Source organism: Pseudomonas sp. CIP-10 (genome assembly GCF_020911845.1).
Taxonomy (GTDB): domain Bacteria; phylum Pseudomonadota; class Gammaproteobacteria; order Pseudomonadales; family Pseudomonadaceae; genus Aquipseudomonas; species Aquipseudomonas alloputida.
Genome location: NZ_CP087161.1, coordinates 109,198 through 122,077, shown reverse-complemented (window position 1 = coordinate 122,077; position 12,880 = coordinate 109,198). Strand labels below are relative to the sequence as shown.

Sequence of the window (12,880 nt, the reverse complement as noted above, 5' to 3'; positions counted from 1 at the left end):
GCGATTCAAGAATCTAAATCACGGAATGCCGACTGACTAGAGAGACGCATCGACTTATCACAGGGATAGGGGCAGGAAAGAACTGCTATACCCATTGTATAGTCTTCCGTGACGTACCAAGCAGACTCATCGCCCATTGCTAAGTAGGTGCCCCATCCATTCTGAACCAACCTAGAAACGCCGTGCTCGCCGATGTCCCGCGTGAATTCATCAATGTCGCCATAATGCGAAAAAATTGCTTTTATTATGAGTTCAAGGGAGCTCTCTACGTGCGCAGCATCATTGTCGACGGCTTGATCCTGCATGCGAATGGCCGCTAATTCGAGGTCTTTCTCCAACCAGTAGATGTCGTGCCACGTGGTGACCCCTTCCGGCATCGTAGCCTTCACCTTCCGCCGCAAAGCACTCACTGCAGCCTCGGCCGAGATGTGGCGAGCTGATGTGCAAAATGCATGATTGAAGCGTGCTCGTTGGAACTCGGCGCCATCACTATTAATGGAAGGTTCCACCTCCCACAAGTAATGGCCATCACAGCCTTTCCACATTACATCTAGACGATGTTTCGGATCGCCCAACGAAATTTCGCAATACGGGCAGTGTGTAAGCAATAACGTATTATGCTTGTGGCAAACAGTGTCTTTTTCAAATAGGGAGTATGCCCGACGCCAATATGAGAATCCTAGCCTTGCTAGGTCTTCCTTAGCGCACTCAGGACAGTAACTTACATTTTTTTCTGCGTACGGCTCACCCTTAAACGGATATAGCTTCCGCGAGTAGGAAATATCCTGTGAATGTTTAACAACGTAATTCACAGCTAGGGAAGTATGAAGGGAAATCAGCCGATCGAAACCATAGCTTCCATCCCACCCCAGAAAGACTGAAATTTCTTTCAGGTCAGATTTGAAGAATCGAACCTTATTTTGAAATTTACGGATGTCGTCGACAGCATGAGAATCCCAGCAGAGGAACAAAGAACGTTCCAGATACGAGCGAATTGACTCTTCAGGCTGAATTTTCAAACGCGGTATGGAGAGCATGCTGAGACTGCTTGGATAACGTAACTGTGTCTCGCCGACCCACGCGACCGCGGCCCCTATGGGAGGCCGCAGTCGCGCATGACAGCTTTTATTGTCGCGGTACCGCTTTTATTGTCGGAAACCACTGGGCGCTCACAGGTGACATCAAGGGCGGGCGAAAAAGATTGTCCTATAGTATAATTTTTGCCTTGCATAATTATTGTCCTATGGTTTAATCTTATTCTCCGTATTCATCTACCAGGACAAATCAATGCGTACCTTCAAAGGGTCCATCAAGACTGACGTTCAGGGCTCCGATGTGGAGTTTGAGTTCGAGGTCGAGGACAACGCCACCCAGACTGAAATCGAATACGAAGCCAAGCAGGCTGCCTTCGAGCACGTGGATTGGAATTTCGAGGAAGTGAAGGGCTCGTAAGGCACTTCGGCCCCCACCCAGATTGGACAGGTGATAGCGATGGAACAGGTTTATCCGCAGGAGACGCTTGAGCACAAGCGTGCAGGTTTTGAGCAGGGCATCAAGAAGATCGCCGTCGAGCGCTTTGGTCACTCGGCCAATGACAACACCTTCTACATGCTGATCGAGCGCAACCGTAATGGCCGCTACGCCGTTGAGTGGGTGCGTGGGGCGTGGGAAGGCCTGCAGCTGGCTGAACAACTTCAGGCCAGCGCGCTGGAGATCGGTATGGGCCCGAAGGCGCTGCAGATCAATTTCCCGGCGGCCGAACGTGCGAGCGTCAGCGATTCCAAGCTCTACAGTCATGCCGAAGTGCCGAGCATGGACCTGGCCGACGAGGACTACATTCTGCACCTCACCGTGCGGGCTGCCGACCCAGACCAAGAGCGTCTCCTTGCCGATACCTGTACTCGTGCCGTGACATCAGCTCCCAAAGCGCTGGCTGCCATGCAGCAGGCCTATGCCAAGCTGGACAGCGTTGCCTTCGTGTCGGAGGAGGGTGACACCGACGAGGTTAAAAGCGCCTTGCTCGATGCCATGGCTGCTCTCTCTGTTCAGTGAGGTTCCTCTCTGCGCCCGGGAGAGAAGCATGACCAGGGCGTGGGTTGGGTTGAGGTCTGAAATCAGCGCCAGCACACACAGGATCCAACATGGACCAGCAGCCGAATTGGCGAGTTACCTACCATGACAACCAGGGTAAGACCATCACCGTCGAGGTGATTGCATCCACCTACAACGACGCCATCAGCAGGGCGTCCGCCAACCTCTTCAACGTGTACTTCCAGTCTGCGGTACAGATCTAGGTCAGCTCCTGAAGCACGCATCCCCAGCCATCGAGCTGGGTCGATGCCGTGGAAGCGGCGCGGATTTCGCGTGCGCAGCAGGGGTAGGAAGATCATGCCGTTGACCTGGAACGTTGCTTATTACTCGGGGATGTCCAGCACTCAGGACCTGAGGGCTGCCGTTGATGAGGGCGTCCCAGTAGGTGTTGTTGCCACACTGCTGGACACCCTTAAACTCCTTCGGACGCTTCCACGTCATTTGGATGCAGGCGGCGCCGTGTTCATTGACTCGGGAGCCTTTTCTGCATTCCAAAAGGGCGAGCTCGTGAGCTGGGAGAAAGTGTTTTTCGCCTACGAATGCGTGCTGGGGTGGACGGACAACCCCGGGGCGCTGAGCATCGTGGCACCGGATGTCATCGGTGACCAGTCGGCAACCCTCGACTTGTGGGCTGTGCACGCAGAGCGAGTTCGCACATGGATCACGGCCGGCGCTCGTGTGATCATTCCCCTGCAGCGAGGGGAGCTGTCTGCCGGAGAGATGCTGGCGCATGCCAAGCGGATATTTCAGACCGACCAGTTCTGCGCGGGAATCCCATCCAACTTGGCGGCAATGAGTGCTGAGGATTGTGCAACCTTGCACCATCACGACTTCCACCTGCTGGGGCGTGTGGTGATCAACGCCGAGTTGGGCGATAAACTGCGTGCCCTGCTGGCCAACAATCCCGATGCCATCTACACGGCAGATGCGAACTGGCTGCGGTCCCGCATCAAGGAAATCAGCCTCGCGGCTAAGGAAATGCGGCAAGCGCCGGCGGACAATCCGTTTGAGACGTCGCGCACACGTGCCGTACGAGCGATTCTGCGCCTGGATCCGTATCACCAGCAACCCGGCCCCTCGGGCGCCCGCCAATCGGAGCTGACTTATGGCACATAACACTGGCACCGCTCAGTGCTCGCACTGTGGGGCTGAGTATCGACTGGTCACAGAACACAATCGCGATATGCAGCGGCTCTGCAGGGCCTGGCTCAGCCGCCACGAGCGGCCGTGTGCAACCAGGACGCCGGAGCAGCGTCGGGCCTGGGCGCAGAAGTACGTAGGGAAGGATTTCACTGAAAGCAGCTTGACGGTCAACCTGGAACATCCTGGGTTTAAAGAGATCCAGCCGGGTCATGCAGTTTTGGGCGACGCTCCAGTTCCTCTAAACCCATCTGTGGGATTGCACTGACTGCTACTTGGCCATCCTGCCGGGCAGATTCGTTCTCCCTCCTGTTGAAGGTGCGGGTTGATCGCCGCTTTGGCAGAGTGTTGCTGGGCGAACACCCATTCTGTCAGTGGCGATAGCAGCGCATCAGCTATCGCAGCCATTATGCCAGTGAAACCACCTGTCATTTCCATAGGAGCTGTGAAGTGAAGTCCGTCGATGTTGTGAGCAAGGCTTGGACAGATACATACGAAGAAATTGCTGCTAAGGCCCAGCTTGTGCGGGATGTGCTGGAGCAGCGCAACGTGAGGCTGCGGTCCGGCAGCGCACTTTCGCAACTGCTTAGCCAGGCCGACAAGCTGAGCCTAGCGTGGGCAGAGCAAGTGAAGCCAGATGACCGGGTGGTCTGGGAAGCGGCGTTCGTGAACCGTCTGGCTGATGCGGTCACCAACTTGCCTGAAGAGCCAGGAATTCAAGAGGCGCTCAAGCGTATGGCCGGCAGCGTCATGCAGCCGGATGATCGGAACACCTCCCAAGGGAAGGACGCTCTCTGGGAGCTGGTGCTGCTGTCCGACTTGAAGAGCCGAGGGTTAGCAGCCAAAGCTGCAGAACCCGATATCCTGGTTGACTTCGGCATGGGCGACTACCCGATCGCTTGTAAGAAGATCTGGTCTGAGAGCGGAGTTGAGAAGCGTGTTAGCCATGCTGCCAAACAACTGGCGCCGTTCAACAATGGCGGGGTCATCGCTCTCAATCTGGACGATTTGGTCCCCGTCGGGAAAGCTGTGAGCGTTCCCACCAAGGAGCTTGCAAAGGCTGTTCTGACCAAGTTCAACTTGGACTTCATTGAGCGTCATCGAGACGTGCTGCAAGATGCTGTCATGAGCGGCAAGTGCGATGGTTTCTTCATCTCGACGACCGCCTTTGCTGTCCTGGCGGAGGAGGAGACATCGGCCTACCTCGCTACGCAAGGTTCTTTGTGGCACCTCGGAGATTCGTCGCCAGAGTCCTGCGAGCGCTTCCTTGCATTTGGTCACACGCAGGGCATGTAACCAGGAGCCTGCAGAACCACGAAGCGCCGGAAAATCCTGGGAGTGACAGTCAACACAGTGCTGTCGAGTAGCCTCGCTAAGGTCGAAAAGATGCGAGAGGATTGACAGCCGCTTCGAAAAATCAGACATTGCGATTTCTGAGGACGCAAGTCTGTTTCGTTGAGCGCGGTCAGTCCTCTTGGGATTGGTCGCGTTTTCCTACATTTTTGGGGTCTCCTTTTCTGCTCATTGGTCATGACTCTCATGACTGATCAGAATCTCAAGCAACCGGCTTGCCCGCCGACCCTCTCAGCATTTCCGGCATATCATCAAATCCCTTCCTCAACGCATGCTATCCGATCATTCTTCAGCTGTAGCTCTTATACTGATCTGTGGATTTAGAGAATTAAAACTGTCGCAAAGAGGCCCAGTTTCCGTGGCCTTCAGCCCGATTCGGAGTAAACGCAAAACTGTCGCGAGCCCCCAAAACCGTTGACTCGGACAAATGCGCCAGAGAATAAAAACTGTCTAGCCCAGTAATGACGGGCCTTACAGCCACCTCTGAGATTTCAGGAGTGGATGTCCTGCCCGCTATTCGGGTTGAACCCAGCAGCCCGGGCTCTCACTGTCGAAGAAATCGACGTCAACTGGCCCCAGGTCATCCTGAATGATTTGGTAAGCCATGTTGCAATAAGGCTGATATCCCCGAAAGACTGAGACGGCTACGCGCTCAATGCCCGTCCCCTTCATTCGCTTGAGCAAATGCCTGTCGTGCTCCCCCAAGCCCCAACCGAACAGTGTCAGTGTCTTCCGGGGCGCCGTAAGCACCTCTCGATAGACAGTCGACAGGTAGTAGCTATTTTGAATCGAAGCTACCTTCTGACGCATGGTTCCTTCACTGACAAACAGCGGTACCACACGCTCGTTTTTCCACTCCTGAAGAATGGCTTCCAGCAAGCCGCCGCCCAATGCGCGGATCTTGAACTCTTCCTCTATGTTGTTGCGGCATAAAGCTAAGCTGCCATGGGGGTAGAACACCAACGTATTCACTCGCTCCTTGTACAGCTTCCGGAATCGACGCCAGTCGTCATCGAATACCCCGCCATCGACGAAGCAGTCTTTGAACATATGGCCGTCCGGGATGTTGAGACCATAGGCCACCGTCCAGTAAACCAGCAGGTCATAGTTTAGCGACAAGACCGTGTCGAACTCCTTCAGATACCGGTACATGTTCGGCAGATGATCGGTGATCTGGTGATATTCAGGGTGAACATCCCGCACTGCCTGGATCAGGCAATCCCGGACGCGCACGTAGGCTTCGTGGGTACGCTGATCTGGGATCTCCAACGATTTGTTGACGTTGGATGCTTGCCAGACGACCCGCAGAATTAGCTCAAAATCTTCTGTCTCAAAAAACTCGAACAGACGCGCCACGTCGTTCTGGAGCAGCTCATTTTCCCTGACATGTTCTAGCAGTGAGCGGTACGCAAAACTCTGCGACACAGCGATACTCGCGCCGTTGCCCAACAAGATGGTACCGCGCTGATAATGCTGAGCTATTTCTGCCCATGGCTTTACGGGGTATGGCATAGAGGCCACCTTCGAGTTGTGATCGCAGGATCATATCTCTGATGGTTCCATCGAGTCTTCTAGGCCGCCGACGTGTCTTCGCAACACGCTAGCTCAGATTCAAGCCCTGGTGACGAAACGCTCAGCGGCCGCTCAAATGGACCCTTCAAAATGGACCTCATGTTCTAACGCGGCATCGGGATTTGGGATAAGAAGCTTGTAGGAGCCTCAGGCCGACAACCCTCGCCACCGAAATCAAACCGCCAATATCCCACGTCATGCCACGCACCGAGTTTGAACCCGACCTGCGAAAACGTACCGATGTGCTGAAAGCCGAGTCGCTCATGGAGACCCACGCTTCCTTCGTTCGGTAAAGAAATACCCGCGTATGCAGAACGATATCCTAGCTGCTTCAGAACCGGCAGGAGAACGTCATAAAGCTGCCGGCCAATCCCACTCCGACGCTGCCCCTCTGCAACGTAGACGGTCACATCTACCGCCCACCGATATGCCGCTCGCGCTCGATGCTGGCTAGCATAGGCATAACCGACCACCCGACCTTGCTGCACAGCCACAAAATATGGATAGGTATGAAGCGTCGTCTCGATACGCTGGCGCATTTCTTCCGCGCTCGGCGCTACCTCTTCAAACGAGATGGCAGTGTGGAGCACAATCGGAGCGTAGATAGCCTGTATGGCTGCAGCGTCTTCTGGACCAGCAATACGAATCTCGATTCCGCTATGCATCCGGCTGCTCCAAGCTGTTCAGGTATTCCACTACTTCGTTTACGGTGCTGCGCGCGGTACGGGTGACGCCGATCAGCGTCGCCGAGGCCAGGGCGGTCCAGTCGCCATATCCGACCAGCCAGAGGCGCGGCTCGCGAATAGAGCGCGACCCGTCAACCTCGACCTTACCGCTGTCATCCAGCACGTCCAAGTCCCGCAAGTGATCCAGAGCCGGCCGGAAACCGGTACACCAGATCACCGCATCGACCTGGGTTTTCTCACCATTGGGCCAGACGACCCCGTCAGGCGTGAATGAGACAAAAGGCCTTACAGACCGTAGGGCTCCTCGCTCGCGGGCCCGGACCACCGGGGGCACCATGACTATATCGCCAAGCCCGCCGACCGGTACGTTGATAACACGGCCCTCCTGTTGAGCCTTGAGGCGCTCGGTAGCCCGCTCGAACAGCACCCGGCCATCGACATCATCAGGCAGAAACGCCGGCTCCTCCGTGGTTACCCACGTTGCGTCGGCGACCTCGGACAGCTCCGCATAGATTTGCGCCCCCGAGTTGCCACCACCAACGACCAGCACGCGCTTTCCTTGGAAAGCCTCTGGTGACTGATAATGGGCGGAGTGAATTTGCTGCCCCCCGTACAGCTCTATCCCCGGATAAACCGGAACATAGGGTTTGCTCCAAGTCCCCGTTGCGCTGATGACGGCACGGGCTTCCCAGTCGCGGTCCTTCGAGCGAACACGAAGGCCACGCCCGGTTCGCTCCACCGCCGTAACGCTGACGGGGCGAACGATAGGAAACCCGTAGCGCGCCTCGTACTGCTCCAGATAGCTGACCACGTGATCCCTATCGGGATTACCTTCGGTGACTAGCGGCATCGGCCAGCCCGCGATCGAGCTCCATGCTGAGGGTGAGAATAGCGTCAGCGAGTCCCAGCCATGGCGCCACGCCCCGCCCGCAGCCTCTTCGGCGTCGAGCAGCAGAAACGACAACTTGGCCCGCTTGAGAAAATAGGCCACCGTAAGCGCGGACTGCCCGCCGCCAATCACGATGACATCGAGTAGTTCGCCGTCGGTGGCCATGGTCTCTCCTGTCTGGCTGGAGCGCTCAGTCTTCGCCGAATTGGTTGATGTAGTTGATGTGCGCAGGCTTCTGAATCGCCCGTGGGCGAAGCTCCTGCACCCAAGCGATCGCCTCGCGACGCGGCATTCCGGATTCGATCAGCAGACGGGCAGCGAACAGCCCGGTGCGACCGGAGCCGCCCTTGCAGTGGATGGCCAGGGCCTTGTTGGAAGCGAGCAAATCGTCTAACTGGTGGCGAATCTCCCCCAACCGAGCCTCGAAGGTTTGATCAGGAGCCTGATCATCCTCGATCGGCAACTGGTACCACTCCAACCCATACTGCCTGGCCGCGACGCCAAGCTCACCAACGCCGTTTTCCTGAAGCTCTGTATCCGACATCAGGGTAACCAGCGCCACGGCGCCAGCCTGCTTCAGCGTCTTCAGGCTTTCAGCAAGATCGCTGGCCTGGGTGCCCGGGCAGGGTGTGAAAATTAGCGCTCCTGGGGCATGGGGCAGCGATTTCATCGAGTAGGGATGTGACATGCTCATGACCTCAAATGGACCGCAGATTGACTCGCTTGGACAGCTCTTCCGCCGACTCCTTGCGCTCGGAGTAGCGATCCACCAGGTAATCCTGGCGGTCGCGCAATAGCAGCGTGAACTTGGTCAGTTCTTCCATCACATCAACCAGCCGGTCATAGAAGGAAGAAGGTTTCATGCGCCCGGCATCATCGAACTCCAGGAAGGCTTTTGGAACCGACGACTGGTTAGGGATAGTGAACATGCGCATCCAACGGCCCAGCACGCGCAATTGGTTCACCACGTTGAACGACTGCGAGCCACCACAAACCTGCATCACCGCTAATGTCTTGCCCTGGGTCGGACGTACGGCGCCCATGGCCAAAGGTACCCAGTCGATCTGCGCCTTAAAGACTGCGCTCATAGAACCGTGACGCTCGGGCGAGCACCACACCTGGCCCTCGGACCATTGCATCAGCTCGCGGAGTTCCAGCACCTTCTCGTGGGAGTCCGGAGCGTCATCCGGGAGCGGCAGGCCGGAAGGGTCGAAGATACGGGTTTCGGCGCCGAACTCTTCCAGCAGGCGCGCAGCTTCCTGGACCATCAAGCGGCTGAATGAGCGTTCGCGGGTCGATCCGTACAGCAGCAGGATGCGTGGTTTATGCGTGGAGGGATCCTTCGGCTCCAGACGCTCCAGCGACGGCAGATCGATCAGTTCTGGCTGGATATTTGGCAGGTGGTCGTTCATTTCAGTCTCCATTGATCCAGGGCCTACAGCGCGCCGATGCGAGCAAGTTCGGCTTTCAGTTCGTCCTGGCTCAGTTGCGAGAAGGGCAGCGCAATGAAAGCGCGCACGCGCTCATCGATCTTCGCAAGTGTGGTCTGGAAGGCTTGTTCGATTTCCGCCTCACTGCCGGTAACCGCCGAAGGGTCGGCCAGGCCCCAGTGGGCTTTGAGCGATGGACCGAAGAAGATCGGGCAGGCTTCGCCGGCAGCTCGATCGCACACGGTGACGACTATGTCGGGAGGAGAGCTCTCGAAGACATCCGAGGCCTTGCTTGAAAGACCAGCGGTGGGGATACCGGCGGCTTCCAAGGTCTTCAGCGCCCGCTCATTGACCTTGCCGCTTGGGAAGCTACCCGAGCTCACAGCTTCCATACCCTCGGGGGCCAGATGATTGAACAGCGCCTCGGACAGGATGCTGCGGCAGCTGTTGTGGGTGCACATGAACAAGACTTTCATCAGATATCTCCGGTTCAAAAGCTCAGGCGTATGGCCAATGCGGCCAAGGTGGCAAGCAGGATCGGCAGCGTCAGGACGATACCGGTGCGGAAGTAGTAACCCCAGGTGATAACGATGTTTTTGCGGGCCAGCACGTGCAGCCACAGCAAGGTGGCCAGGCTGCCGATTGGGGTGATTTTCGGACCGAGGTCACAGCCGATGACGTTGGCGTAGATCATGGCCTCACGCACGATGCCAGTGGCCTCGGCGGAATGGATCGACAAAGCTCCTACCAGTACAGTGGGCATGTTGTTCATGACCGACGACAGGCCAGCGGCGAGCAGCCCCGTCCCGAGGGATGCGCCCCAGACCCCGTAGCCGGTGAAGACATTGAGGATCTGCGTCAGGTAGTCGGTGAGGCCGGCATTACGCAGGCCATAGACCACCAGGTACATGCCAAGCGAGAACACCACGACCTGCCAAGGCGCGTCCTTGAGCACCTTGCGGGTTGAGATCACGTGCCCATGCGCAGCGATCAGGTAGAGGATCAGCGCACAGGCAGCAGCGATGGCGCTGATCGGAACGCCCAGCGGCTCGATGGCGAAGAAGCCGACCAGCAACAGCGCAAGCACCCACCAGCCGGCAACGAACGTCGCCTTGTCGCGGATAGCGGCTTCGGGAGCCTTCAGTTGGTCGAGTTCATAGGTTCGCGGCAGGTCCTTGCGGAAGAACCACAGCAGCATTCCCAGCGTGGCGGCGATACTGACCAGGTTCACCGGCACCATGATCGAGGCGTACTCGCTGAAACCGATGCCAAAGTAGTCGGCGGAAACGATGTTCACCAGGTTGGACACCACCAGCGGCAGGCTCGCGGTATCGGCGATAAAACCTGCTGCCATGACAAATGCCAACGTCGCCGCCGGGGAAAAACGCAGGGCAAGCAGCATGGCGATAACGATCGGCGTCAGGATCAGCGCTGCGCCATCATTGGCGAATAACGCCGACACTGCTGCTCCCAGGAGAATGATGAAAGCGAACAGCTTGCGGGTACTGCCGTTGCCCCAGCGGGCCACATGCAACGCTGCCCATTCGAAGAAACCCGCCTCATCCAGCAAAAGGCTGATGATGATGACAGCGATAAACGTTGCGGTGGCGTTCCATACTATCTGCCACACCACTGGGATATCAGACAGATTCACTACGCCCGCCAGTAGCGCCACGACCGCCCCTAGACCAGCGCTCCAGCCCACCCCCAGACCCTTTGGCTGCCAGATCACCAGAACGATCGTTGCGAGAAAAATCAAAAATGCGATGAACATGGCTCAACTCAGTCAGCGAAGTGAAAATCAAGCACAAGCAGCAGGGCTTTGTGGACGCTCGCCCATTTCAGCAAGGCGCACAGCATCGGCGCTTAGCCACTGGGCGTTTGCATCGACAACACTCTTGAGCATCATCTGCACCCATTCTGGCAAGGACGGATTGAGGCGGTAATACACCCATTGTCCCTGCCGCCGGTCCATGAGGATTCCGGCTTCTCGCAATTGAGCAAGATGCCGAGAAATCTTCGGCTGGCTGAGGTCGAGTGCGCAGGTCAACTCACATACGCATAGCTCGCCTTCACTGGCGATCAGCAAGGTCATCCGGGCTCGTGTTTCGTCAGCGAGACATTTAAAAACGATGGGGGGGGTTAGGGTTTCCCGCATTTGACCTCCTGGGGAACGCAGCACGGGCGGCTCATATCTGGAGGCTCGAATATATGACCATTCAGATATACGGTAAAGCAGATATTAATTCACTGACCAGATGACCGAGTCACAGTAGGAGGCAAAATCCAGGGTTCGCGCCCTTATCCGGATATTGATTCCCTTCCCATCGAGTCCACGATGAACCACCCTGAGATGTCTCTCCGATTGCTTGGTGCCGATCAGATCCAGGGGTTGGATGAGTATCTTTCCGCAGCCGGCTTGCCTACCCCGGACCTTCTGCAGCACGACCGCATGTTCTATTCCTTTCACCGTGGAGAAACGGAACTGGGATATGGGGCATCGAAGGATGGCCAGGCTCGTCTAATTCGTTCGCTGGTTGTGGATCCTGGGAAAGAGGATCCGGGGTCGGTACCTTGCTGCTTAGAGCACTTGAACGCATAGCCGAAGCCGACGGGGCTTAAAGCCTCTGCGGACCACAATTGCGCCCGATTTATTCGAGGCTCGGGGATATGAGCGCAGAGAGCGATCCCTAGCCCCTAGGGTGATTTCCAACTCCGCAGAGTTTGAAAAGCTCTGTCCCGTGTCGGCTTTACCTTAGGCACCCGCAAACTGTCTATGAGGGAATAGCGCTGTCAACCCAGCACAGCCTTACAAAGATGTAATGCCTGGATCACATGGATGACAGCTACCGGGCCTTAGGCTGCAGTCATGTTTTCATGGAGTAATTGAAATGATCAAAGCCAAATGCATCGCCGGCCTACTTCTCTTAATCGCCTCCTCATCCGCTTTTTCCGAAGGAGGTTCTGATCGTTTGCACGGAAAAATGATTCAGGCGAATGAGCAGGCTATGCGTGCATACGCAGCGGCCAATGGAAAAAAGCCACCTGAGGTGATCCATTATCGCTATGGAATGAAGCTGGACGTGGCGAGAGTCATCAGCAGGACTTCGACCAACGGCAGCTGCGACGTGATGCCGGCACAGATGAATTACGAGGACTCAACAGGAGAGCTGAAAATCCTTGAATATCGCACTGCCGGAATTAACTGCAGGGGTCAAAACTGACCGAAGCACAGGTTAATTCTTGAAGTCAGCTGATCACCAGTAGCGCCAGCTGATCGGCCGCCAGGGGGCTTGTGATCGACCGACCGAGGTCTTCCCTAAGTACTTTGCAAAAGAACGACGGTCGGTCGAAATTAATTAGGCAGCCATTGCTTCGCAGGATTGTGCGCAGGCCAAACAGGCTTGTGCGCAATGCTGACAGTGGTCTGCCGTGTGCTTACTGCACTCCTCCCCGCAGGCGCGGCAAATCCTGGCGCACAACGCACAAAATTCCTTGGCGAGCATGCTTTCTCGTGCCATCAAGGTAGCCGCCAGCCTGCACATATCTGCGCAATCCCTGTCCAACTTGATGCAGTCAGCCATCATTTTTACGTCCTGCTCTTGCAGGCAGGCTGACGCGCAGCCTTCACAGGCCAGCGCACAGCGCAGGCATTCCGAGATGCATTCATCAAAGCTACTGTTCATGATCATATCTCCGGTATCGGGTCGATGTGATGC

At 56.6% G+C, this 12,880-nt stretch carries 16 protein-coding genes; 6 read left to right on the top strand and 10 right to left on the bottom strand.

The annotated features are described in order from the left end of the window. Positions 1 to 5: 5 nt before the first annotated feature. Complete coding sequence (locus tag LMH93_RS27690; RefSeq protein ID WP_230065431.1) at positions 6 to 1,037, bottom strand: TniQ family protein; 1,032 nt, start codon at positions 1,035 to 1,037, stop codon at positions 6 to 8. 250 nt (positions 1,038 to 1,287) lie between these two features. On the opposite strand from LMH93_RS27690, the gene LMH93_RS27685 reads away from it, so the two are divergent. The 5 genes from LMH93_RS27685 (at position 1,288) to LMH93_RS27665 (ending at position 4,527) form a co-directional block, all read left to right on the top strand. After that, on the top strand, positions 1,288 to 1,452 hold the full coding sequence (locus LMH93_RS27685; protein ID WP_156342218.1) for a hypothetical protein: 165 nt from the start codon (positions 1,288 to 1,290) through the stop codon (positions 1,450 to 1,452). Between the two features lie 39 nt (positions 1,453 to 1,491). Next, a complete protein-coding gene (locus LMH93_RS27680; RefSeq protein ID WP_224459408.1) occupies positions 1,492 to 2,052 on the top strand; it encodes a hypothetical protein in 561 nt (186 codons plus the stop codon). An 89-nt stretch (positions 2,053 to 2,141) separates the two neighbouring features. Beyond that, complete coding sequence (locus LMH93_RS27675; RefSeq protein ID WP_156342216.1) at positions 2,142 to 2,294, top strand: hypothetical protein; 153 nt, start codon at positions 2,142 to 2,144, stop codon at positions 2,292 to 2,294. Positions 2,295 to 2,388: 94 nt separating this feature from the next. After that, complete coding sequence (locus LMH93_RS27670) at positions 2,389 to 3,207, top strand: hypothetical protein (RefSeq protein ID WP_224459407.1); 819 nt, start codon at positions 2,389 to 2,391, stop codon at positions 3,205 to 3,207. A 474-nt stretch (positions 3,208 to 3,681) separates the two neighbouring features. Then, complete coding sequence (locus tag LMH93_RS27665) at positions 3,682 to 4,527, top strand: hypothetical protein (protein WP_060495097.1); 846 nt, start codon at positions 3,682 to 3,684, stop codon at positions 4,525 to 4,527. A 570-nt stretch (positions 4,528 to 5,097) separates the two neighbouring features. Here the strand turns inward: LMH93_RS27665 and LMH93_RS27660 are convergent. The 8 genes from LMH93_RS27660 to LMH93_RS27625 all read right to left on the bottom strand — a co-directional run bounded on the left by LMH93_RS27660 (position 5,098) and on the right by LMH93_RS27625 (position 11,319). Continuing rightward, positions 5,098 to 6,096 carry a DUF4917 family protein gene (locus tag LMH93_RS27660; RefSeq protein ID WP_060519736.1) on the bottom strand — a complete coding sequence of 333 codons (999 nt, stop codon included), beginning with the start codon at positions 6,094 to 6,096 and terminating at the stop codon, positions 5,098 to 5,100. Between the two features lie 164 nt (positions 6,097 to 6,260). After that, entirely contained in the window at positions 6,261 to 6,821 is a 561-nt protein-coding gene (locus tag LMH93_RS27655; protein WP_060519738.1) for an arsinothricin resistance N-acetyltransferase ArsN1 family B, read from the bottom strand. Then, positions 6,814 to 7,896 carry an ArsO family NAD(P)H-dependent flavin-containing monooxygenase gene (locus tag LMH93_RS27650; protein WP_101195987.1) on the bottom strand — a complete coding sequence of 361 codons (1,083 nt, stop codon included), beginning with the start codon at positions 7,894 to 7,896 and terminating at the stop codon, positions 6,814 to 6,816. The genes LMH93_RS27655 and LMH93_RS27650 overlap by 8 nt, the downstream gene beginning before the upstream one ends. Positions 7,897 to 7,921: 25 nt before the next feature. Then, complete coding sequence (locus LMH93_RS27645) at positions 7,922 to 8,425, bottom strand: cyclin-dependent kinase inhibitor 3 family protein (protein ID WP_082422063.1); 504 nt, start codon at positions 8,423 to 8,425, stop codon at positions 7,922 to 7,924. Between the two features lie 4 nt (positions 8,426 to 8,429). Next, a complete protein-coding gene (arsH, locus tag LMH93_RS27640) occupies positions 8,430 to 9,143 on the bottom strand; it encodes an arsenical resistance protein ArsH (protein WP_060519744.1) in 714 nt (237 codons plus the stop codon). Positions 9,144 to 9,166: 23 nt separating this feature from the next. Beyond that, on the bottom strand, positions 9,167 to 9,637 hold the full coding sequence (locus LMH93_RS27635) for an arsenate reductase ArsC (protein WP_031314387.1): 471 nt from the start codon (positions 9,635 to 9,637) through the stop codon (positions 9,167 to 9,169). 14 nt (positions 9,638 to 9,651) lie between these two features. Next, the gene (locus LMH93_RS27630; RefSeq protein WP_060519746.1) at positions 9,652 to 10,935 is read right to left on the bottom strand and encodes an arsenic transporter; all 1,284 of its coding nucleotides are present in this window, start codon (positions 10,933 to 10,935) and stop codon (positions 9,652 to 9,654) included. A gap of 27 nt (positions 10,936 to 10,962) precedes the next feature. Then, a complete protein-coding gene (locus LMH93_RS27625) occupies positions 10,963 to 11,319 on the bottom strand; it encodes a metalloregulator ArsR/SmtB family transcription factor (protein WP_060519748.1) in 357 nt (118 codons plus the stop codon). A gap of 733 nt (positions 11,320 to 12,052) precedes the next feature. On the opposite strand from LMH93_RS27625, the gene LMH93_RS27620 reads away from it, so the two are divergent. Beyond that, positions 12,053 to 12,385 (top strand): DUF2790 domain-containing protein, encoded by a 333-nt coding sequence (locus LMH93_RS27620; protein WP_039614978.1) that lies wholly within the window; start codon positions 12,053 to 12,055, stop codon positions 12,383 to 12,385. A gap of 135 nt (positions 12,386 to 12,520) precedes the next feature. Here the strand turns inward: LMH93_RS27620 and LMH93_RS27615 are convergent, their stop codons facing one another. After that, complete coding sequence (locus LMH93_RS27615) at positions 12,521 to 12,847, bottom strand: four-helix bundle copper-binding protein (protein ID WP_101195988.1); 327 nt, start codon at positions 12,845 to 12,847, stop codon at positions 12,521 to 12,523. Between the last annotated feature and the right edge of the window lie 33 nt (positions 12,848 to 12,880).